20 protein-coding genes are annotated in these 20,657 nt (G+C 65.4%); 9 read left to right on the forward strand and 11 right to left on the reverse strand.

The annotated features are described in order from the left end of the window. Positions 1-164 precede the first annotated feature (164 nt). On the reverse strand, positions 165-2,618 hold the full coding sequence (locus tag ACM43_RS24175; RefSeq protein WP_271543341.1) for a heavy metal translocating P-type ATPase: 2,454 nt from the start codon (positions 2,616-2,618) through the stop codon (positions 165-167). A gap of 63 nt (positions 2,619-2,681) precedes the next feature. On the opposite strand from ACM43_RS24175, the gene ACM43_RS24180 reads away from it, so the two are divergent. Then, positions 2,682-2,957, forward strand: coding sequence for a metal-sensitive transcriptional regulator (locus ACM43_RS24180; protein WP_157287293.1), 276 nt, complete (start codon positions 2,682-2,684; stop codon positions 2,955-2,957). A 219-nt stretch (positions 2,958-3,176) separates the two neighbouring features. Here ACM43_RS24180 and ACM43_RS24185 read toward each other — a convergent pair whose 3' ends face one another. Further along, entirely contained in the window at positions 3,177-4,142 is a 966-nt protein-coding gene (locus tag ACM43_RS24185) for a YiiX/YebB-like N1pC/P60 family cysteine hydrolase (RefSeq protein ID WP_157287291.1), read from the reverse strand. A gap of 192 nt (positions 4,143-4,334) precedes the next feature. Here ACM43_RS24185 and ACM43_RS24190 point away from each other — a divergent pair, with 192 nt between their 5' ends. Continuing rightward, on the forward strand, positions 4,335-5,723 hold the full coding sequence (locus ACM43_RS24190) for a flavin monoamine oxidase family protein (RefSeq protein WP_271543344.1): 1,389 nt from the start codon (positions 4,335-4,337) through the stop codon (positions 5,721-5,723). A 180-nt stretch (positions 5,724-5,903) separates the two neighbouring features. Here the strand turns inward: ACM43_RS24190 and ACM43_RS24195 are convergent, their stop codons facing one another. From ACM43_RS24195 to pheS, 3 genes are read right to left on the reverse strand one after another with little or no spacing between them, the layout of a single operon-like run. Continuing rightward, the gene (locus tag ACM43_RS24195; protein WP_271543346.1) at positions 5,904-6,674 is read right to left on the reverse strand and encodes a sulfite exporter TauE/SafE family protein; all 771 of its coding nucleotides are present in this window, start codon (positions 6,672-6,674) and stop codon (positions 5,904-5,906) included. A gap of 55 nt (positions 6,675-6,729) precedes the next feature. Then, the gene (gene pheT, locus ACM43_RS24200; RefSeq protein WP_271543348.1) at positions 6,730-9,138 is read right to left on the reverse strand and encodes a phenylalanine--tRNA ligase subunit beta; all 2,409 of its coding nucleotides are present in this window, start codon (positions 9,136-9,138) and stop codon (positions 6,730-6,732) included. After that, entirely contained in the window at positions 9,135-10,217 is a 1,083-nt protein-coding gene (gene pheS, locus ACM43_RS24205) for a phenylalanine--tRNA ligase subunit alpha (protein WP_271543350.1), read from the reverse strand. The genes pheT and pheS overlap by 4 nt, the downstream gene beginning before the upstream one ends. A gap of 152 nt (positions 10,218-10,369) precedes the next feature. Between pheS and ACM43_RS24210 the strand changes: the two genes are divergently transcribed. Next, positions 10,370-10,789, forward strand: coding sequence for a hypothetical protein (locus ACM43_RS24210; protein ID WP_271543352.1), 420 nt, complete (start codon positions 10,370-10,372; stop codon positions 10,787-10,789). A gap of 8 nt (positions 10,790-10,797) precedes the next feature. On the opposite strand, the gene rplT is transcribed toward ACM43_RS24210, so the two are convergent. Then, positions 10,798-11,157 (reverse strand): 50S ribosomal protein L20, encoded by a 360-nt coding sequence (gene rplT / locus ACM43_RS24215; protein ID WP_028179126.1) that lies wholly within the window; start codon positions 11,155-11,157, stop codon positions 10,798-10,800. A gap of 80 nt (positions 11,158-11,237) precedes the next feature. Next, positions 11,238-11,438: a 50S ribosomal protein L35 gene (rpmI, locus tag ACM43_RS24220; RefSeq protein ID WP_008539890.1), complete on the reverse strand. Its 201-nt coding sequence runs from the start codon at positions 11,436-11,438 to the stop codon at positions 11,238-11,240. A gap of 274 nt (positions 11,439-11,712) precedes the next feature. On the opposite strand from rpmI, the gene ACM43_RS24225 reads away from it, so the two are divergent. Then, positions 11,713-12,108 carry a hypothetical protein gene (locus tag ACM43_RS24225; protein ID WP_036024380.1) on the forward strand — a complete coding sequence of 132 codons (396 nt, stop codon included), beginning with the start codon at positions 11,713-11,715 and terminating at the stop codon, positions 12,106-12,108. 238 nt (positions 12,109-12,346) lie between these two features. On the opposite strand, the gene infC is transcribed toward ACM43_RS24225, so the two are convergent. Continuing rightward, complete coding sequence (infC, locus tag ACM43_RS24230; protein ID WP_074447655.1) at positions 12,347-12,886, reverse strand: translation initiation factor IF-3; 540 nt, start codon at positions 12,884-12,886, stop codon at positions 12,347-12,349. Positions 12,887-13,137: 251 nt separating this feature from the next. Between infC and ACM43_RS24235 the strand changes: the two genes are divergently transcribed. Beyond that, the gene (locus tag ACM43_RS24235; RefSeq protein ID WP_271543354.1) at positions 13,138-13,926 is read left to right on the forward strand and encodes an alpha/beta hydrolase; all 789 of its coding nucleotides are present in this window, start codon (positions 13,138-13,140) and stop codon (positions 13,924-13,926) included. Positions 13,927-13,955: 29 nt separating this feature from the next. Next, a complete protein-coding gene (locus ACM43_RS24240) occupies positions 13,956-14,423 on the forward strand; it encodes a nuclear transport factor 2 family protein (protein WP_157287284.1) in 468 nt (155 codons plus the stop codon). A gap of 122 nt (positions 14,424-14,545) precedes the next feature. Here the strand turns inward: ACM43_RS24240 and ACM43_RS24245 are convergent, their stop codons facing one another. The 3 genes from ACM43_RS24245 to ACM43_RS24255 all read right to left on the reverse strand — a co-directional run bounded on the left by ACM43_RS24245 (position 14,546) and on the right by ACM43_RS24255 (position 17,330). After that, the gene (locus ACM43_RS24245; RefSeq protein ID WP_271543356.1) at positions 14,546-15,343 is read right to left on the reverse strand and encodes an acyl-CoA thioesterase domain-containing protein; all 798 of its coding nucleotides are present in this window, start codon (positions 15,341-15,343) and stop codon (positions 14,546-14,548) included. A 37-nt stretch (positions 15,344-15,380) separates the two neighbouring features. Continuing rightward, positions 15,381-16,517 carry a tRNA epoxyqueuosine(34) reductase QueG gene (queG, locus tag ACM43_RS24250; protein ID WP_271543358.1) on the reverse strand — a complete coding sequence of 379 codons (1,137 nt, stop codon included), beginning with the start codon at positions 16,515-16,517 and terminating at the stop codon, positions 15,381-15,383. A 120-nt stretch (positions 16,518-16,637) separates the two neighbouring features. Then, complete coding sequence (locus ACM43_RS24255; RefSeq protein WP_036024387.1) at positions 16,638-17,330, reverse strand: glutathione S-transferase family protein; 693 nt, start codon at positions 17,328-17,330, stop codon at positions 16,638-16,640. Between the two features lie 169 nt (positions 17,331-17,499). Here ACM43_RS24255 and ACM43_RS24260 point away from each other — a divergent pair, with 169 nt between their 5' ends. The 3 genes from ACM43_RS24260 to ACM43_RS24270 all read left to right on the forward strand — a co-directional run bounded on the left by ACM43_RS24260 (position 17,500) and on the right by ACM43_RS24270 (position 20,640). Beyond that, a complete protein-coding gene (locus tag ACM43_RS24260) occupies positions 17,500-18,306 on the forward strand; it encodes an undecaprenyl-diphosphate phosphatase (protein ID WP_271543361.1) in 807 nt (268 codons plus the stop codon). Between the two features lie 264 nt (positions 18,307-18,570). Further along, positions 18,571-19,896, forward strand: coding sequence for an FAD-binding oxidoreductase (locus ACM43_RS24265; protein WP_271543363.1), 1,326 nt, complete (start codon positions 18,571-18,573; stop codon positions 19,894-19,896). Positions 19,897-19,899: 3 nt separating this feature from the next. Continuing rightward, positions 19,900-20,640 (forward strand): SDR family oxidoreductase, encoded by a 741-nt coding sequence (locus tag ACM43_RS24270; RefSeq protein WP_271543365.1) that lies wholly within the window; start codon positions 19,900-19,902, stop codon positions 20,638-20,640. Positions 20,641-20,657 lie beyond the last annotated feature (17 nt).

The raw sequence follows: 20,657 nt of genomic DNA on the forward strand, positions 1-20,657 counted from the left end.
GCCCCGCTTGCGGGGAGAGGTCGGAATTCAAGCGTAGCTTGAATTCCGGGTGAGGGGGACTCTCCGCGAGTCCAACTGTCACCGGGATTGCGGACAGCCCCTCACCCCAACGCTCTCCCCGGGAGAACGGGGCGAGGGAGCGCGCCTTCGTTGCCGCTGGCACCTCACAGCCGCGTCGCACGCAGCCGCAGCGCGTTGCCGACGACGCTGACCGAGGATAGCGCCATCGCCGCCGCGGCGATGATCGGGGAGAGCAGCAGACCGAACGCCGGATAGAGAACGCCGGCGGCGATAGGAATTCCGGCGGCGTTGTAGATGAAGGCGAAGAACAGGTTCTGCCGGATGTTGCTCATCGTCGCCTGCGACAGTTTTCGCGCGCGGACGATGCCGACGAGGTCGCCCTTGAGCAGCGTCACGCCGGCGCTCTCCATCGCAACGTCGGTGCCGGTGCCCATGGCGATGCCGACCTCGGCCGCCGCCAGTGCCGGCGCGTCGTTGACGCCGTCGCCGGCCATGGCGACGCTGCGGCCGGCCTGCTGCAGCTTGGTCACCACCGCGCTCTTCTGGTCGGGCAGCACTTCGGCCTCGACTTCGGCGATGCCGAGCCGGCGCGCCACGGCCTCGGCCGTGGTGCGGTTGTCTCCGGTCAGCATGATCACCTTGATGCCTTCCGCCGCGAGCGCCTTCAGCGCCTCCGGCGTCGAGGCCTTGACCGGATCAGCGATCGCAAACAGGCCGGCAAGCCGGCCGTCGACGGCCATGTTGATCACGGTGGCGCCATCGCCGCGCAGCCGTTCGGCCTCGGCGTCGAGCGCCGTGGTGTCGATGCCGATCGACGACAGATATCTGGCATTGCCGAGCACGATGGTCCTGCCGTCGACCTTGCCGGTCGCGCCCTTGCCCGTCGGCGAATCGAACTGCTCGACCTGGCCGAGCGGGAGCTGCTTCTCCTTGGCCGCACGCACGATGGCGTCGGCCAGCGGATGCTCGCTGGCGCGCTCGACGGTGGCCGCCAGCCGGAGGATATCGTCTTCCGCAAAGCGGGACGCCGGCGCGATCGAGACCACCTTGGGCTTGCCCTCGGTCAGCGTGCCGGTTTTGTCGACCACGAGCGTGTCGATCTTCTCCATCCGCTCGAGCGCCTCGGCATTCTTGATCAGGACGCCGCCCTGCGCGCCGCGGCCGACGCCGACCATGATCGACATCGGGGTGGCCAGGCCCAGCGCACAGGGGCAGGCGATGATCAGCACGCTGACCGCGGCGACGAGGCCGAAGGCGAGCCGCGGCTCCGGTCCGAACCAGGCCCAGGCGGCAAAGGCCGCGACGGCGATGACGATCACCAGCGGCACGAACCAGCCGGAGACCTGGTCGGCCAGGCGCTGGATCGGCGCGCGCGAGCGCTGCGCATCCGCGACCATCTGCACGATCTGCGACAGCAGCGTCTCGCGCCCGACCTTGTCGGCGCGCATGATGAAGCTGCCGGACTGGTTCAGCGTGCCGGCGATGACTTTTGCGCCAGCCTCCTTGGTGACCGGCATGGATTCGCCCGTCACCAGCGATTCATCGAGCGACGAGCGGCCTTCGAGGATGATGCCGTCGACCGGCACCTTCTCGCCGGGACGAACGCGCAGGCGATCGCCGGCATGCAGCGTGTCGATCTCGACCTCGTGCTCGCTGCCGTCTGCGTCGACGCGGCGCGCGGTCTTCGGCGCGAGCTGCAGCAGCGCCTTGATCGCGCCCGAGGTCGCATCGCGGGCGCGCAGCTCCAGCACCTGGCCGAGCAGCACCAAGACGGTGATGACGGCGGCCGCCTCGAAATAGACTGCGACCGCGCCCTCATGGCCTCGGAAGGTGGCGGGGAATATCTGCGGCGTGAGCGTGCCGAGCACGCTGTAGACGTAGGCAACGCCCGTGCCCATCGCGATCAGCGTGAACATGTTGAGATTGCGCGTCAGCAGCGATTGCCAGCCGCGGACGAAGAACGGCCAGCCGGCCCACAGCACCACGGGTGTTGCAAAGACGAGCTGGATCCAGTTCGACAGGGTCGGATCGATCCAGCTGTGCGGGCCTGCGAGATGGCCGCCCATCTCCAGCGCGATCGGCGGCAGCGACAGCACGCCGCCGATCCAGAAGCGCCGCGTCATGTCGGCGAGCTCGGGATTGGGGCCGGTCTCAAGGCTTGCGACCTCAGGCTCCAGCGCCATGCCGCAGATCGGGCACGTGCCCGGGCCGACCTGGCGGATCTGCGGGTGCATCGGACAGGTGTAGATCGTGCCCGCGGGCACCTCCGGTTCGGGCGCCTTGTCCTTGGCAAGATACTTGGCGGGATCGGCGGCAAACTTGGTGCGGCAGCCGGCCGAGCAGAAATGGAAGGTCTCGCCGTGCTGTGTGATGTGGTGCTTCGAGGTCGCGGGATCGACGCTCATGCCGCAGACGGGATCTTTGAGCTTGGTTACGGCGTCGCCATGATCATGGCCGTGATGATGGTCGTGGCCGGAATGACCGCCGCAGCACGAGGAAGGCTCGGGCTTCGCCGCCGGCGCTGCAGCTTTCGTGGAACAGCCGCATCCGGAATGCGTCGCCGCGTTGTGACGATGCTCGTGCTCGTTGTTGTTCATTGCCATGTTCCGGCCTTTGCGTCTGGTCTTGAAACCTATACCCGGTAGGGGTATATAGAGCCCATGCGCAAGGACATCAAGGCATCCGTCGGAAAACGTCTCGGCCGGATCGAGGGCCAGGTTCGTGGTCTCTCGAAAATGGTAGAGGAAGACCGCTACTGCATCGACATCGTGACGCAAATCGCGGCGGTTCGCGCCGCGCTGCGCCGGGTCGAGGAAGAGGTTTTGAAGGATCACGTCGCCCATTGCGTCGAGCACGCCATCGCGAGCGGCGACAAGGCCGACCAGCGCGCCAAGATCGCGGAGCTGATGGCGGTGATCGGACGGGCGGATCGGTAGCGCGCGCTCTCTCTCCGTCGTCATTGCGAGCGCAGCGAAGCAATCCAGACTTTTACCGCAGAGGCAGTCTGGATTGCTTCGTCGCAAAAGCTCCTCGCAATGACGGAGGAGACGTCTCGTAGGGTGGGCAAAGCGGAGCGTGCCCACCATCCGTCAGTGATCGCGCCAGAACGTGGGCACGGCGCTTCGCGCCTTTGCTCACCGTACTAGACGGCGAACCTAAGCCGCCATCTCCCGCGCCCGCGCGCGATACATCGCGAGCTCGCTCAGCTGCACAAAATGCTCGGAGAACGCCACGCTGGCTCGCGCATCCGGCGCGCTCACTTCTTGAGCCGGAATTTCACCCGACGTCGCTTCGTCAGCCGCTTCAGGAGCGAGCGGCGGCGCCACGAGCGCTTCTGGAAACACACTGAATGAGCCCGCCACCTCCTCGAGCGGCTTCTGCTTGTCGGCCCAGTGCAAGGCGGTGTAGTCGAACCCGTGCACGATGGTGGGTTTGACGACTTCGAAATAGGGCGAGATATCAAAGTCGCGGGGCATGTAGAGCGAGGAATCGCGGATGTGCAGGATCTCGCGCCGTGCGGCGCGGCTGCCGGCCTTGGTGATCTTCGGCAGGATCGGGTAGCGCACGGCGTCGAAGGCCTGCGCGATCAGGGCCGAGCAGATGATCTTGGTCGGGTCGCCCGAGCCGATCGCGATCATGCGTCGGCGCCAGCGCTGCGGTATCGGCAGCGGGAACAGATAGCGCATGAGGTCGACGATGTTCTTGGTGTCGTAGCCGAAGCCGATGCGGTTGATCGCATAGCGGCACACCGTGGTGCGATCCTCATAGGACAGCCCGACCGGACGGCAGACGCGGGTGTGATAGGGGAAATATTTCGACAGCGGCGCCGAGGTGACGCCTTCGCCGATATTGGCCTCGATCAGAACATGCGGCTCGCCGTTGGGCTCCTCTGCTCCCTCGACCGGACCGACATAGAGCGCGGCATGCGACCAGGTCGACTGCGTCAGGTATTTGATGATGCCGGAGATGCGGTTGTTGCCCTCGACCAGCAGCACGTCGCCGGGCTCGATGACGCCGCGCAGATGCTCGGGGTCGCTCGGCGTGAACGGCTCGTAGCCCGGCACCTCCTTCGAGAGGTACGCGGCAATCACCTTGCCGACAGAATCCAGGACCGTCCCCATGCCGAACTCCCCCCACGGCCTTTTCCGGCCGTCTTTTTCCCTTCTCTATCATGGTCGAAACGTGTTGCAATTCGGTTCATCACTCTGTGAGATCAAGCATGGTTGATTCACCATCCTGGTTGCTGCGCAACATCGGATACGGCAAGGTTCGCGGGCTGTTCACGTTCGCCGCAAGTCCCCGGAAACCATGACATGACAATCACGCGCCGCGGCTTTCTTTCGGCGTCGGCGGCCCTTGCGGCGATGCCGGTGCTGCGCGCATCGGCCGCGCCCCTGCCGCGCGAGGCTGACATCGTCGTGATCGGCGCGGGGGCGGCGGGAATTGCCGCGGCGCGGCGCATCATCGCGACGGGCCGCAAGGTCATCGTGGTGGAAGCGGCCGCGCAGGTCGGCGGCCGCTGCATCACCGACAGCACGACCTTCGACACGCCGTTCGACCGCGGCGCGCGCTGGTTGCACAATCCCGACACCAACCCGATGATCCGGCTGGCGCGCAGCGCCGGGCTGGACGTGCTGCCGGCGCCCTCGGGCCAGAAGGTTCGCATTGGCCGCCGCAATGCCCGCGCCGGCGAGACCGAGCAATTCCTGGCCGCCCTGGTGCGCGCCAACCGCGCCATCGACGAGGCCGGGCGGGGCAAGCTGGACACCTCCTGCGCATCGGTGCTGCCGAAGGATCTCGGCGACTGGGCCGGCGCGGCCGAGTTCATGCTGGGCGCGAGCTTTGCCGGCAAGGACCTGAAGGAGCTGTCTGCCATCGACAAGGGACGCGCGCAGGACCGCAACGCAGCGATCGCCTGCCGCCAGGGCCTGGGCACGCTGATCGCCAAGCTCGCCGAGCAGGCGCCGGTGGCGTTGTCGACGACGGCGAACCGCATCGCCTGGAGCAATCGCGACGTCAGCATCGAGACGCAAGCCGGCAAGATCGCGGCGCGCGCCGCCATCGTCACGGTCTCGACCAATGTGCTGACATCGGGCGCGATCAAGTTCGCACCCGACATTCCCAAGCGGACACTGGATGCGGCATCGAAGCTCAGCCTCGGCAGCTACGATCGTATCGTGCTGCAGCTGCCCGGCAATCCGCTCGGCCTGTCGCGCGACGACATCCTCATCGAGCAGAGCAATTCGACCCGCACGGCGCTGATGTTCGCCAATATCGGCGGCTCCTCGCTCTGCTCGATCGATGTCGGCGGCTCCTTCGGCCGCGATCTCGCCGACCAGGGCGAGAAGGCGATGGCGGCCTTTGCCCGGGAGTGGATCACAAAGCTGTTCGGTAGCGAGGCCGCTGCCGTGGTGCAAAAGACCAGCGCCACGCGCTGGAACGCCTCGCCTTACGTCATGGGCGCGATGTCGGCCGCCTCGCCCGGCGGCCAGCTGTCGCGAAGGACCCTGGCTGAGCCGATCGGCAATGTGTTCATCGCCGGCGAAGCCACCCACGAGACGCTCTGGGGCACCGTCGACGGCGCGTGGGAGAGCGGCGAACGTGCCGCGGACGCCGCCCTGCGCAAGATCGGCGCGCTGAAGGACGAACCGGCGGATGTGCCGACGCAGTCGACGAAGAAGCGGCGTGTGCCGCGGCAGTAGCAATAAAGCGGCGACACATTCCGCCGTCGTCCCGGACAAGCGCGCCCCAAGGCGCGCGCCGATCCGGGACCCATAACCACAGGGCCTGGTTTGGCGAAGACTCGCGGTGACCAGCTTGCACCATAACTTCTCCCTGGGGTTATGGGTCCCCGCCTTCGCGGGGACGACCCGCGGAGAGAGCTATCGCAACACCCCATCCAGCACCGGCAATCCAAAGATCACCGCCATCGCAATCAGCGCATAGCAGATGCCGCGAAACACCTTCTCGCTGGCGCGGCCGAACAATGAGCTGCCGAACGCAACGCCAACCGCATAGACCGGGCCGACGATCAGCGACAGCACCAGCGATTCGCGGCTGATCAGGCCGGTCGTCGCATAGCTGACCATCGAGAAGAAATCCGAGGCGCCGAAGAACAGCACGATATTGGCGCGCGCGACCATCGGCGCGATCGGGCGGCCGAGCCAGTAGCCGACGATCGGCGGGCCGCCGGTCTGCGCGAGCCCGCTGCAGAAGCCGGAGAGGCTGCCGATGCCGACCGACAGCCAGGCGTGGTCCTTGCCGCGATAGCGCCAGCCCGACAGCAATAGCAGCAACAGCGCCGCGACGAAGCAGGAGATGATCCAGCGCGTGGTGACGGGTTCGAGCACGCTGAGGAAATAGGTGCCGATGGGGACGCCGATCAGCGCGCCCAGCACGATCACGGCCGTGGCCTTGCGATCGGCCTTTCGCCACGCATCCGGCAGCAGCGGCACGGTCGCGACGAAATCGATGACGAGCAGCAGGGCAGCAACGAGCCGCGGCGCCGCGATGCTGCTCGCCAGCGGCATGAAGATCAGCGCCGAACCGAAGCCGGAGAAACCGCGCGCTGTGCCCGAAACGAAAGCGACGGCGCAGAGCGCCGCCGCGATCGTGAGGCTGACGTCCTTCGGAAGGAAGTCTGCGAGCGTCATGCTCTATGTCTTTTGAGCATGACGTTGTCCGAAAACCGCTTCGCACTTTTCGGCGTCATGCTCGCAAGACGCCGCCGGTCTTCTTGGTGACCTCGGCCACGATCTTCGTGGCGACGGCCTCGATCTCCTGATCGGTCAGGGTTTTCTCGCGGGGCTGAAGCGTGACCGCGATCGCGATCGACTTCTTGCCGTCATCGATGCCCTTGCCCTCGTAGACGTCGAAGACATTGACGCCGGTGATCAATTTCTTGTCGACGCCTTGCGCCGCGCGAACGATCTCGCCGGCCTTGACGGCGCGGTCGACAATGAAAGCGAAGTCGCGCGACACCGGCTGGAAGGCCGAGAGCTCGATCAAGGGCTTGGCGCGCGTCGGCTTCTTCTTCGCCTCGGGGATGCGGTCGAGGATCACCTCGAACACGACAAGCGGCCCGTCGGCGCCGAACGCCTCGAGCGCTCTGGGGTGCACTTCGCCGAAATATCCGAGCACGTTCTGCGGCCCGATCTGGATCGTGCCGGAGCGGCCCGGATGCAGCCAGCTGGGACCGCCCGCCACGATCTGCAGCGCCTGCATCGGCGCGCCGGCGGCCGCTAGCACCGCCAGCGCATCGGCCTTGGCGTCGAACAGATCGGCCTGCGCCGAGCCGGTCCAGTGCCGGCCGAGCCCTTCGGACGACGCAAGGCCGCGGCGCACGCCGCTCGCCGCCATGAACTGGTCCTGCGGGCGATCGCCCTTGAACACCTGGCCGACCTCGAACAGCGCGACATCGCCGAATCCGCGATCGGCATTGGCCTGCGCCGCCGCGATCAGACCGGCGAGCAGGGTCGGGCGCATGTCGGAGAGATCGGAGGCGATCGGGTTCGCCACTTCGAGCTCGCGCTGTCCGCCACCGAACAATTCGGCCGCAGATTTTGCGATGAACGACCAGGTCACGGCTTCGACCATGCCGCGGGTTGCGAGCGCGCGCCGCGCGCGGCGGGTGCGCAGCTGCAGCGGCGTCAGCACCGGCTTGCGCGGCTCGTCGCCGCGCTCGAACGGCGTCATCGGCACCTTGTCGACGCCGAAGATGCGGACGATCTCCTCGACGATGTCGGCCTTGCCGTGCACGTCGGAGCGCCACGAGGGCACTGCGACCTTCACCACCGGGCCGGGACCCGCCATCATGAAGCCGAGATGGGTCAGAATGCGCTTCATCTCGACCTGCGGCACCTCGATGCCCGAAAGGCGCTTGACCTCGGTGATCGGGAATTCGATCAGGCGATCGTCGCCAAAGGTCTTGCCGACCACGAATGTTTCAGACGGCGTGCCGCCGCAAAGCTCCATCACCAGCTTGGTCGCGAGCTCGATTCCGGGCACCATGAAGGCCGGATCGACGCCGCGCTCGAAGCGGTAGCGCGCGTCCGAATTGACGCCGAGCTTGCGGCCGGTCTGGGCGATGTTGATCTCGTTCCACAGCGCCGACTCGATCAGCACGTCCGTGGTGTTCTCGTCGCAGCCCGATGCTTCGCCGCCCATGATGCCGGCGAGCGATTCGACGCCGTGCTCGTCCGCGATCACGCAAATGGCGGGATCGAGATTGTAGGTGCGGCCGTCGAGCGCCAGCAGGCTCTCGCCCTCGCGCGCGCGCCGCACGACGAGATTGCCCTTCACCTTCTTGGCGTCGAACACGTGCAGCGGGCGTGCGCGGTCGTAGGTGATGAAGTTGGTGATGTCGACCAGCGCGTTGATCGGACGTAGCCCGATCGCGGTGAGCCGCTTCTGCAGCCATTCCGGCGACGGCCCGTTCTTGACGCCGCGCACGAGACGGAGCGCAAAGCCCGGGCAGAGCGTGGCATCCTCGACCGTGACCTTCACGGGGCAGGGGAATTCGCCCTTGATCGGCTTGATGGTCGGGTCCTTGAACTTGCCCATGTCGGCGGCGGCGAGATCGCGCGCGATGCCGTGCACGCCGGTGCAGTCCTGCCTGTTCGGCGTCAGATTGATCTCGACCACGGGATCGCCGAGGCCGGCCCATTCGGCGTAGGTAGCGCCGATCGGCGCGTCCGTCGGCAATTCCATGATGCCGTCATGGTCGTTGGAGATCTGCAGCTCGGCCGCCGAGCACAGCATGCCGCGGCTCTCGACGCCGCGGATGGTGCCGATTCCGAGCGTGATGTCCTTGCCGGGAATGTAGGTGCCGGGCGGCGAGAACACGCTGACGAGCCCGGCGCGCGCATTCGGCGCGCCGCACACCACCTGCACCGGCGTACCGCCGTCGCCGGTGTCGACCATGCAGACGCGCAGGCGATCCGCATTCGGATGCTGCTCGGCCGAGATCACCTTTGCGATGGTGAAAGGCTTCAGCGCCTTCGCCTTGTCCTCGATGTTCTCGACCTCGAGCCCGATCATGGTGAGCTTCTCGGCGAGCTTTTCCAGCGGCTCGTCAGTGTCGAGATGATCCTTCAGCCAGGAGAGGGTGAATTTCACGTGCTCAGCCCTCCGGCAAGCGTTGGCACTTCGAGCGGCTTGAAGCCGTAGTGGGACAGCCAGCGGACGTCGCTGTCGAACAGCTGGCGCAAATCGGCGATGCCGTATTTCAGCATGGCGATGCGGTCGATGCCCATGCCCCAGGCAAAGCCCTGGTACTCGTCGGGATCGATGCCGCAGGCGCGCAGCACGTTCGGATGCACCATGCCGCAGCCGAGAATCTCGAGCCAATCCTCGCCCTCGCCGAAGCGGATCTCGCCCTTGTCGCGGCGGCACTGGATGTCGACTTCGAGCGACGGCTCGGTGAACGGGAAGAACGAGGGCCGGAAGCGCATGTTGATGTGGTCGACCTCGAAGAACGCCTTGCAGAACTCGTGCAGGATCCATTTGAGGTGGCCGAGATGCGAGCTCTTGTCGATGACGAGGCCCTCGACCTGGTGGAATTGCGGCGTGTGGGTCGCGTCCGAATCGATGCGGTAGGTGCGGCCCGGGCAGATCACGCGGATCGGCGGCTTCTGGCTCAGCATGGTGCGCACCTGCACCGGCGAGGTGTGGGTCCGCAGCAGCATGCGCGAGCCGTCCTGCTTCGGATGGAAGAAGAACGTGTCGTGCATCTCGCGCGCCGGATGGCCTTCCGGGAAATTCAGCTTGGTGAAGTTGTAGTCGTCGGTCTCGATGTCGGGGCCTTCGGCCACCGAGAAGCCCATGTCGGCGAAGATGGTGGTCAGTTCGTCCCAGACCTGGCTGAGCGGATGGATGCGGCCGGCTTCCGCCGCCGCATCGCGCAGCGGCAAGGTGACGTCGACGGTCTCGGCGGCGAGCCGCGCATCGAGCGCGGCCGATTTCAGAACGTCGCGCCTTGCCGCGAGCGCCTCGGTGACCTTGTCCTTGGCCTGGTTGATGGCCGCACCTTGGGTCTTGCGCTCGTCGGGTGACATCTTGCCGAGCGTGGCGAGCAGCGCGGAGATCGAGCCCTTCTTGCCGAGGGCTGCGACGCGCACGGCTTCGAGCGCGGCTTCATCGCCGGCGGTAGCGATCTGGTCGAGGATGGATGTTTCGAGCGTTGCGAGGTCGGACACAGTCAAATCCTTGGCTCTAAATTCGGCTGGGTTGTCGCCGCCCGAAGGCCGTAACGTCAAGCGAAAAGCCGGTCATTTCGGGCACATGGCCGGCTGGGTTGAACCCTGCGCGGGGACCCGGCACCAACGGGGGGTACGAGGAGAGTTTTGCGATGCTTTCGAGATCCTGCCTGGTCGGCCTGGTCCTGCTTCTTTTTCAAGGTGTTTTGGGTGGCGCGGCCTACGCCGAGGAGTGCCCGGCCAAATCGACGTCGATGGACGACGTCATCGCAGTCCTCAATGCGGCGCCTGGCTGCAGCCGTGCCATGAAGCTGTTCGAGGCCTGCGCATATGGCGCCAGCGGCGACGTGCAGTTCGGCGAAGTTGTCGAGAAGAAATGCGAAGCTGATTTCGGCGGCCAACTGAAGCTGCCGCAGAAGCTCGGCTATCAGCGCGAGTTGCAGGCGTGCGATCGCAAGTACCGGAACAAGTCCGGCACCATGTATCTCTCGTTCACAGCCTTTTGCCGGGCGCAGGTCGCCCAGCGTTACTCGCAGCGCGCGTTGAAGGCTACGGGCCAAAAGGCCCGCTAGCGCTGGTCTCAGGCAGCCAGCGCGGCCTTGGCCTTCTCGGCGATCGCCTGGAACGCGGCGGGCTCGCTGATCGCGAGATCCGACAGCACCTTGCGGTCCACGGTAATCCCGGACTTGGCCATGCCGTCGATAAATCGGCTGTAGGTCAGGCCAAACGGACGGACGGCTGCGTTGATGCGCTGGATCCAGAGCGCGCGGAACGTCCGCTTCTTGCGCTTGCGGTCGCGGAAGGCGTATTGCATCGCCTTCTCGACCGCCGGCTTGGCGGCACGGATAGTGTTCTTGCGGCGGCCGTAGAAGCCCTTGGCGGCCTTGTAGACTTTCTTGTGCTTGGCGTGGGCGGTCACACCGCGTTTGACGCGAGACATGACGGAATCCTTCAGAGATGACTTTGGTTATCGGATCGCCGCGGGATGCGCGGCACGGATGGCAATGATCGTGGACGCGATCAGGCGTTCGGCAAGAAGTACTTCTTGACGTTGTCGCCGTCGGTCTTGAACAGCACGCGGGTGCCGCGGAGCTGACGGATCTGCTTCTTCGTCCGCTTGATCATGCCGTGACGCTTGCCGCGCTGGGCGTGCATCACTTTGCCGGTGGCAGTCACCTTGAAGCGCTTTTTAGCGCCCGATTTGGTCTTCAGCTTGGGCATTTGGCTCTCCTAATGGCCACAGAGATCCGCCCGCGAAGGCGGCTGGACCGTCAAAAATGCTCGTTAGAGCGTTGATTGTGCTCAAGTTTTGCGACAGGCGCGAAACCCGCACGAGACACCGCCACGGCAGCCCGTAAATCAGCCGGGCGGTGAAGGCTGGGCTTATGACAGAGGAGAGGCCAGTTGGCAACGATGAACCGCCGCAACCCGCCCGCCGACTATTGAACGCTGCCACCCCTCATGTCCAAGCCTTCTCGTCTGAAGCAGGTCCAAAATGGCTCATTTCCCGCAACTTCTGATTTCATTCGCCCGCCCGCGCCCTCTGGCGCTGTTCGCTGTGCTCGCCGCGGCTGCGCTGCCACAGGCGGCTGACGCCCGCGCCGGCGGCTATGACGGCATCTGGAACGTCACCTTCGCCACCACCCGCGGCAATTGCAGCTCGGGCTACAGCGTTCCCTTCACCGTGACCGGCACCCGCGTCTCCTCCGCCGGCGGCGGCCGGGTCTCGGGCCGGGTCAACCGTTCCGGCGCTGTCGCCGTGCAGGTCTCGGTCGGCGCCTCCCACGCCAGCGGCGGCGGCCGGCTCGCCGGCGTGAACGGCGCCGGGTCGTGGAAGGGCATCATTTCCGGCGACCAGTGCAGCGGAACCTGGCAGGCGACGAGGACGTAGCACCAAAGACGCTGGTGCGCTCCCTCCCCGCTTGCGGGGGAGGATCGGGGAGAGGGCTGTCTCCACCAGCGAGAGCCCCCAAGAGGCGAAAGCCCTCACCCGCCGCGCTACGCGCGTCGACCTCTCCCGCAAGCGGGAGAGGTGCAGCGGCGTCCGCGGCTGCACCTCGACCAAAAAAACAAACGGCCCGCCGGGGATCCGGACGGGCCGTTGAACTCAGTCCTAAAAGCGTTGCGCGTCAGCGCGGCGCCAGCACCATTACGACCTGGCGACCTTCGAACCGCGCGTCCTGCTCGACCTTGGCGAGCTCGGCGACATCGGTCTTGATCTTGTCGAGCAGCTTGGTGCCGATCTCCTGGTGCGCCATTTCGCGGCCGCGATAGCGCAGCGTGATCTTGACCTTGTCGCCCTCTTCGAAGAAGCGCTGCATCGCGCGCATTTTCACGTCGTAATCGTGGTCGTCGATCATCGGGCGGAGCTTGATCTCCTTGATCTCGACGGTCTTCTGCCGCTTGCGGGCTTCCGCGGCTTTCTTCTGAGCGGAATACTTGTACTTCCCGTAGTCCATGATCTTGCAGACGGGAGGGCTGGTATTCGGTGAAATCTCGACCAGATCCATCCCGACTTCCTGCGCCATGCGGATGGCGACGACGGTCTCGACCGTACCTTTGTTGTCACCGGTCTGGTCGATCAGCTGGATCTGCGCATTGCGGATATCATCATTGATGCGCGGCCCGTCTTTGCTGGCAGCGGGCGGAGCTTTATTAGGACGGCGAATGGGTGGTTCTCCAAAGTTGTGAAAGAAGCGGCTATCTTGAAGGAAGATGCGTTTGCCGGCAAGCAAGTCGCTGGTGCGAGGCGCGAAAAACCCTCAAATGCGAGGCATTTTGGTCACGGCCCTCGGCACGCTGACCGACATAGACACCTTGCCTCTGTTCCGCAAGCGTCCCAAAGGACCAATACCGATGCCGGTCGCGCTTTCGGAACAGGTCCCGACAGCTCAAACCGCACAGCCAGAGTAAACGTTCCATGACCGACGCAATTGCCGATGCCGCGCTTGAGTTCATCGATGTGGGCGAGGGGCCGTCCGCACGCAGGATCGCGGTGCGCCGCCGCCCCGGAAAGGGCCCCGGCCTGGTCTGGCTGGGCGGATTCAAGTCGGACATGCAGGGCGGCAAGGCCGTGGCGTTGGATGGCTGGGCCTATGAGCGCGGCCGCGCAATCGTCCGGTTCGACTATTCCGGCCACGGCGAATCCGGCGGCGATTTTGCCAATGGGACCATCGGCAGCTGGCTCGAGGACAGTGTTGCGGTGTTCGAGCGCTTTTGCGACGGCCCGCAAATCCTGATCGGCTCCTCGATGGGCGGCTGGATGGCGCTGCTGCTCGCGCGCGAGATCAAGAAGCGTGCCGGCAAAGCGTCGATTGCGGGCTTGGTGCTGATCGCGCCGGCGCCCGATTTCACCGAAGAGCTGATGTGGAAGAATTTTTCGCCCGCGGTGAAGAAGGAGATCGAGACCAAGGGCTTCTGGCTGCGCCCGTCGGAATATGGCGACGGCTCGCCCTATCCGATCACGCGGAACCTGATCGAGGAGGGACGCAATCACCTCGTGCTCGGCAGCGCCATCGATCTCGGCTGCCCCGTCCGCATCCTGCAAGGAGCGAAAGATCCTGATGTGCCCTGGCAGCACGCGTTCAAGCTGACCCATCGGCTGCCGGCCGACGACGTCGTGCTGACCATGATCCAGGACGGCGATCACCGCCTCTCCCGCCCGCAGGACATCGCGCGCATTCTTGCGGCGGTGGCTGAGATCGGGTGAAGTGCCTTCTTCCTTCAGGAGGCAATCCAATGACGACCACCGCCATGCTGCGCGCCTTCTGCGACGCCGTCGAGCAGCGCAACGGCAAAGCCTTCGCAGAGCTATTCACCGAGGACGGCGTCTATCACGACGTCTTCTACGGCGCCTTCGCCGGCCGCGCGAAGATCGCCGCGATGATCGACGACTGGTTCTACCGCACGGCGACCGATTTCCGTTGGGATATGCACGATCCCGTCACCGACGGCACCACGCTCTATGCGCGCTACACGTTCAGCTACAGATCGACATTGCCGGAAGCGAACGGCGCGCGGGCGATGTTCGAGGGCGTGGCGATCATGACGCTGAAGGAGGGCAGGATCGCGAGCTATCACGAGGTCGCCAACACCGCGCCGGCGTTCGTGGATTTGAACTTCGTACCGGAGCGGATCGCGAAGATCGTCGCCAAGCAGGGTGCCGAACTGAAGGCGCGGCCGGAGATGCAGCGGCATTTGGGGTAGCTGCATCCTCCTCGTCATTCCGGGGCGTGCGAAGCACGAGCCCGGAATCCATAACCACCATCGGGAGTATGGATTCCGGGCTCACGCTTCGCGTGCCCCGGAATGACAGGTGGAAAAAGTCCCTACCGTTTCGACGGATTCACCATCGGCTTGCGCTGCGCCAGCGCGGCCACGGTCGCGGTGCCGATCGGGCCCTGTTCGTCATAGAGCCAGCATTCGCCGATCGCGACGCCGTCGGTGGCGTGGTGGTTCACCACCTCGAAGCCGATCCACTCCGTCACCGGCAGGCGGTGCAGATAGATCGTGACATCGCTGTTGATGTAGCCGAGCCCCTGGTCGCCGGCGTTGGCAAACGGGCTGGCGAAATCGGCGCCGGTGGCGACGCGGACGAACGGCGTCATCGGAACGCCCGCGACGAGCTCGCGCACCTCGCTCATCCACAATCTGCGCGGGCCGAGCGAACCCATATGACCGACGATGGGGCGCGTCGCCCATTTGCCGTTCATGCCGAGCCGGGGATCGGTCGGCTTGGGGATCTCGGCCGGCTTCGGCGCGTCCCAGTTCGGCGGCGACCAGACATTGCCATCGGGATTTTGCGTTTTGCGCAGCAGCTGGCACGAAGCCCGCGCCATGCTGACCCCGCCGGAAAAGAACTCCGCTTCCACTACGCGGATGCGCATGCCGTCGCGCACCAGCCGCGTCGTCACCTCGATCGGCCTGTCGATGGTTGGCAATCGGAACATGTCGACCGTGAGCCGCGCCGGCACGAATTCCGGCCCGGAATGGCGCTCCTCGACGACGAAGCCGAGCAGGCCGACGACGACGCGCCCGTGCAGCGATTTCGGATCCCATGGACCATTGGCGACTTCCGTCGGATGGAATGTATCACCGTCGCGGGTGAAGAAAGGCATGTTTGTCATGACGCGCGAGATTGCGGGAATGGGCGGGGAAATCAAGTCAGGAGGCGGCCCGCCACTCCTCGCGCACGCTATCGTCCTGCTCGTTGCTCTCAGCGGCAGATCTCATCGCCTCAAACTCTTCGCGCGCCAGCAACTGCCTCAGCGTCCACACCGCCGCCCCGCGCACCAGTGGGCTTGCATCAACTAGCAATCGCCGCGCCTCGTCCGCCAGCGCCACGTCGCCCGAATTGCCGATCGCAATCAGCACATTCCGCACGAACCGGTCGCGCCCGATGCGCTTCACCGGCGACTTCGTGAACAGCGCACGGAATGCCGCGTCGTCCAGCCGTGCCAGCTCAGCGAGCGAAGGCGCACGCAATTCGTCGCGTGCGCCGAGTTTTGCCTCACGCCCCTCTCGCGCAAACTTGTTCCAGGGGCAGGCGGCAAGGCAATCATCGCAGCCGTAGATGCGGTTGCCGATAGCCTCGCGAAACTCGCGCGGGATCGGGCCCTTGTTCTCGATGGTCAGATACGAGATGCAGCGCCGCGCATCCAGCTTGTAGGGCGCGGGGAACGCCGCGGTCGGGCAGATGTCGAGACAGGCCCGGCATGAGCCGCAATGATCGATCTCGGGTTCGTCGCGCGGCAGCTCCAGCGTGGTGTAGATCGCCCCGAGAAACAGCCACGAGCCGAACTCGCGCGAGACGAGGTTGGTGTGCTTGCCCTGCCAGCCCAGATGCGCGGCCTGCGCCAAGGGCTTCTCCATCACCGCCGCGGTGTCGACGAACACCTTCACCTCGCTCGGCGCGGTCGCGACCAGCCAGCGCGCCAGCGCCTTCAGCCGCTTCTTGATCAGGTCGTGATAGTCGTCGCCTTGCGCATAGACCGAGATCGCCGCGCGCGCGCGCTGCTTCAGGATCGCGAGCGGATCGGAATCGGGACCGTAATTGACGCCGAGCATGATCACGCTGCGCACGTCGGCCCACAGCCCGCGCGGGTCGACGCGGCGCTCCGGCTGGTTCGCGAGCCAATCCATGTCGCCATGGCCGCCCGAGGCGATGAATTCGAGGAAGTGTTGTCCGGCCGCATCGATCGAGCCCGGCGCGGTGACGCCGATGCAGTCGAAGCCGAGCGCGTGCGCCTGCTCTTCGAGCGCGCTGCGCAACCGATCCGTGTCTGTGTCGATGTTGTTCATGCATCCACACTCGACGTCGTCATGGAAGGGCTTGTCCCGGCCATCCACGTTCTTGTGTAATCCTCACCGAGACAGGAAGCACGTGGATGCCCGGGACAAGCCCGGGCATGACGGCCCTCATCAGAAATCCAGGTCCACGTAGGTCCGCGAGGCCGGCACGCCGGCCAGCCATTCGCTGAGGAGCGGACGGAACGACGGGCGGGATTTCACCCGCGCGTACCACGCCTTTGCTGCGTCGTCCTCGCTCCATGGCACGTCGCCCAGATAGTCGATCGCCGAAAGATGCGCCGCGGCGGCGAGATCCGCGTAGGTGAGCCGGTCGCCGGCGAGGAAGTTGCGGGTCTGCGCCAGCCAGCCGATATAGGCCAGATGATAGCGCACATTGGCCTTCGCTGCGCGCATCACGTCGGCCGAAGGCGGCCCGCCGCCGTTCTCCTCGCTCATGAAGCGCTTGTAGATGCGCTCGGTGACGAGTGGATGCGAGACCTCCTCGAAGAATTTTTCGTTGAACCAGGCCATCAGCCGGCGCACCTCGACACGCTCGGCAAGCGTCTCCGGCATCAGGCGCTTGGGGCCCATCCCGGCGCCATAGGCCTCATCGACATATTCGGCGATGATGGCCGCGCCCGGAATCGGCGGCTGCTCGTCGTCCACCAGCACGGGCGTGGTGCCCGCTGCATTGAGCAGCAGAAACGCCTCGCGCCGCTCCCAGCTGCGCTCCTCGATCAGCTTCAGGTCGAGCCCGTATTCACCCGCGATCAGGCGAATGAAGCGCGAATGCGGACAGAACGGATGATGAAACAGCGTAAACATGAAGCCTTTGACTATGTGATGGTGCTTAAGAATCCATCAATGTTTGTGCGGCGCCACACTAGTCCTTCAAAACCTCGAAGCAAGGGCGTGATTTGGCATTTTGCGATTGCGGCATGGGGTCGAATAGGCGAGAAGAGCCCCGCTTTTCCAGCCGAAATGGACCGTAAATATGTCAGACGCAGTACGGGCAGTGATCCTCGGCATCATCGAGGGCGTGACCGAGTTCCTTCCCGTATCCTCGACCGGCCACCTCCTGATAGCCGAGCGCTTCTTTCATCTCGGCGAAGGCGCGTTCTGGGATTCGTTTACGGTTCTGATCCAGCTGGGCGCGATTCTCGCGATCGTGGGGCTGTACTTTCGCAAGCTGTGGGACGTCGTGATCGGCCTGTTCACGGGCGATGCCTATGCTCGCCGCTTCGTGATCGGCGTGCTGGTCGCATTTCTGCCCGCTGTCATCGTCGGCCTCGTCGCCGGTAAGTACATCAAGCTCCTGCTGTTCAATCCGTGGGTCATCTGCTTCACACTGATCGTCGGCGGCGCCATCCTGCTCTGGGTCGACAAGCTCGAGCTCAAGCCGCGCGAGCATGATGCCACCAGATTTCCGCTCTTGATGTATCTCTATATCGGCATCGCGCAGTGCGTGGCCATGATCCCGGGCGTGTCGCGCTCCGGCGCCAGCATCGTCGCCGCGATGTTGCTCGGAGCCGACAAGCGCGCGGCGGCGGAATTCTCGTTCTTTCTGGCGATCCCCACCATGATCGGCGCGTTCGCCTACGACTTCTACAAGAGCCGCGCCGAGATGACGATGGACCACATCAACATCGTCGCGATCGGCTTCGTGGTGTCCTTTATCACCGCGATCATCGTGGTGAAGACGTTTTTGACCTATGTCACCCGGCACGGTTTCCTGCTGTTCGCCTGGTGGCGCGTCATCGTCGGCACCCTCGGCCTGATCGCGCTGGCGCTGGGACGGTAGGCATCTCTGATCGAGCAATGTTTGGGCGACACTCTCGGTCCACCTCTCCCGAAGGGAGAGGTCGGATCGCATCGAAGATGCGATCCGGGTGAGGGGTTACAGTCTCACTGAGGGCCGCGGCCCCTCACCCGGATTGCTGCGCAATCCGACCTCTCCCCGTCGGGGAGAGGTGGGCGGACAGCCCTGCCCTCAACGCAATATAAGCTTTTGATCGGTACTCAGTTTCGCAATGCCGGGCGGCGCGCCCGGCGCAGGAGCTGAGCAATGACCCTCGTCAGCGGCTGGGGGCGCTTCCCGGTCGTCGATACCGAGATGCTGCGTCCGCGCGCGTTCGTGGCGGTTGCCGACGCCGTCGTGTCCGGCACCGTGGCGCGCGGCAATGGCCGTGCCTATGGCGATGCCGCGATCGGGGCCGTCAGGACCGTCGCGATGACGGGCTTCGACCGCATCAGGTGGTTCGATCCGGCGACCGGCCGAATCCGCCTCGAGGCCGGCGTGCTGCTCTCGGACCTGATCGAGACCTTCGGCCCGCGCGGCTTCCTGCCCTTCGTGCTGCCCGGCACGCGCTTCGTGTCGATCGGCGGCGCCATCGCCGCCGACGTGCACGGCAAGAACCATCATTGCGAAGGCGGCTTCGGCCGTTACGTCGACAGCATCCTGCTGCGCACGGGCGAGGGCGAATTGATCGAAGCCACGCGCGAGCAGAACTCCGATGCGTTCCTTGCGACCATCGGCGGCATGGGCCTGACCGGGGTCATCCTCGAAGCGACCTTGCGGCTGCGCAAGGTCGAAACGGGATGGATCCGCGAGCGCGTGATCTCGGCATCCGATCTCGATGCCGCGATGCGCGCGCTCGATGCAGGCGATGCCGCAACTTATTCGGTGGCCTGGATCGATTGTGCTGCGCGCGGCAAGGATCTCGGCCGCTCGCTGATCTATCTCGGCGAGCACGCCGGCAAGGACGAGCTTCCTGCCGGCGCCGCAGCGTTTCCCGCCGGCAAGCATCCCGGTCTTGGCGTGCCCATCGATTTGCCCTCGATGACGCTGAACCGCTTTGGCATCCGCGCCTTCAACGAGCTGTATTATCGCATGGGCGCGCGCCGCGCCGGCGGCAGCCCTGTGGTCTCGCTCTATCCCTATTTCTTTCCGCTCGACAGCATTGCCAACTGGAATCGCATCTACGGCAAGCGCGGCTTCCTGCAGCATCAATGCGTGATCCCGGAGAACGGCGCGCGCGACGTGCTCGGCGAGATTCTGGGTCGCGTCGCTCGGCGCGGCGATGCCTCCTTCCTCGCGGTGCTGAAGAAGCTCGGCCAGGGCGAGGGCATCCTGTCGTTTCCGCTGCCCGGTTACACGCTGGCGCTGGATTTCCCCGTGCGCGGCGACATCCTGAATTTTCTCGACGAGATCGACCGTCTCGTTGTCGCGGCCGGTGGCCGGCTCTATCTCGCCAAGGATGCGCGCCAGTCGCGCGAGACGCTCAAAGCCGGCTATCCCGCCCTGCCGCGCTTCAACGCGATCCGCAAAGCGCTCGACCCTGCCGGCAACATCCGCTCCAAGCTTTCACAACGTCTGTTCGATGAGGTCTAGGCCGTGACGTCGCGCAAGTCTGTACTGGTGCTGGGCGGCTCATCCGACATGGGCCGCGCCACGGCGCGCGCCTTTGCCAAAGCGGGATACGATGTGGCGCTCGCCGGCCGCGACGTCGCCGCGCTGGAGCCTGACGCCGCCGATCTTCGCGCGCGCTACAATGTCGAGGTCGGTGTTCACACATTCGACGTGCTCGACACCGCCTCGTTCGAGGGCTTCGTCGCCGGCCTGCCCGCGCTGCCCCATGTCGTCATCTCGATCGTCGGCCTGCTTGGTGTGCAAGAGAGCGCGCAGAGCGATCTCGCCCACGCCACCGCGATCATGCGCTCCAACTACGAAGGTCCGGCGCTGATCCTCGGCCTGTTCGCGGAGAAGTTCTTGGGCCGCGGCAGCGGCACGCTGGTCGGCGTGTCCTCGGTCGCCGGCGATCGCGGCCGCGCCTCCAACTATGTCTATGGCTCGGCCAAGGCCGGCTTCTCCGCCTTCCTGTCCGGCCTGCGCGCCCGCGCCAGCCGCGGCGGCGTCCACATCGTCACGGTCAAGCCCGGCTTCGTCCGCACCAGGATGACCGAAGGCATGAAGCTGATCGGCCCGCTCACCGTCGAAGCCCCCGTCGTCGGCGCTGAGATCCTTCGCGCCGTCGAGGGCAAGACCGACATCGTCTATGTCAGCGGCAAATGGCGCCTCGTGATGCTGATCATCAAGACGCTGCCGGAAGCGGTGTTCAAGAAGCTGAAGTTTTGAAAGTCGTGTGACGGCCC

The sequence above is a fragment of the Bradyrhizobium sp. CCBAU 45321 genome, from assembly GCF_028128975.1.
Taxonomy (GTDB): Bacteria; Pseudomonadota; Alphaproteobacteria; order Rhizobiales; family Xanthobacteraceae; genus Bradyrhizobium; species Bradyrhizobium yuanmingense.

Bases quoted from the DNA above. Each gene is read 5' to 3' on its own strand.
- ACM43_RS24245 (WP_271543356.1), bottom strand. From the start codon at position 15,343: ATGACAAACATGCCTTTCTTCACCCGCGACGGTGATACATTCCATCCG.
- ACM43_RS24260 (WP_271543361.1), top strand. From the start codon at position 17,500: ATGTCAGACGCAGTACGGGCAGTGATCCTCGGCATCATCGAGGGCGTG.
- ACM43_RS24185 (WP_157287291.1), bottom strand. From the start codon at position 4,142: ATGGGGACGGTCCTGGATTCTGTCGGCAAGGTGATTGCCGCGTACCTC.
- ACM43_RS24240 (WP_157287284.1), top strand. From the start codon at position 13,956: ATGACGACCACCGCCATGCTGCGCGCCTTCTGCGACGCCGTCGAGCAG.
- ACM43_RS24265 (WP_271543363.1), top strand. From the start codon at position 18,571: ATGACCCTCGTCAGCGGCTGGGGGCGCTTCCCGGTCGTCGATACCGAG.
- ACM43_RS24180 (WP_157287293.1), top strand. From the start codon at position 2,682: ATGCGCAAGGACATCAAGGCATCCGTCGGAAAACGTCTCGGCCGGATC.
- ACM43_RS24195 (WP_271543346.1), bottom strand. From the start codon at position 6,674: ATGACGCTCGCAGACTTCCTTCCGAAGGACGTCAGCCTCACGATCGCG.
- queG (WP_271543358.1), bottom strand. From the start codon at position 16,517: ATGAACAACATCGACACAGACACGGATCGGTTGCGCAGCGCGCTCGAA.
- rplT (WP_028179126.1), bottom strand. From the start codon at position 11,157: ATGTCTCGCGTCAAACGCGGTGTGACCGCCCACGCCAAGCACAAGAAA.
- ACM43_RS24225 (WP_036024380.1), top strand. From the start codon at position 11,713: ATGGCTCATTTCCCGCAACTTCTGATTTCATTCGCCCGCCCGCGCCCT.
- ACM43_RS24235 (WP_271543354.1), top strand. From the start codon at position 13,138: ATGACCGACGCAATTGCCGATGCCGCGCTTGAGTTCATCGATGTGGGC.
- ACM43_RS24175 (WP_271543341.1), bottom strand. From the start codon at position 2,618: ATGAACAACAACGAGCACGAGCATCGTCACAACGCGGCGACGCATTCC.
- rpmI (WP_008539890.1), bottom strand. From the start codon at position 11,438: ATGCCCAAGCTGAAGACCAAATCGGGCGCTAAAAAGCGCTTCAAGGTG.
- ACM43_RS24210 (WP_271543352.1), top strand. From the start codon at position 10,370: ATGCTTTCGAGATCCTGCCTGGTCGGCCTGGTCCTGCTTCTTTTTCAA.
- ACM43_RS24255 (WP_036024387.1), bottom strand. From the start codon at position 17,330: ATGTTTACGCTGTTTCATCATCCGTTCTGTCCGCATTCGCGCTTCATT.
- ACM43_RS24190 (WP_271543344.1), top strand. From the start codon at position 4,335: ATGACAATCACGCGCCGCGGCTTTCTTTCGGCGTCGGCGGCCCTTGCG.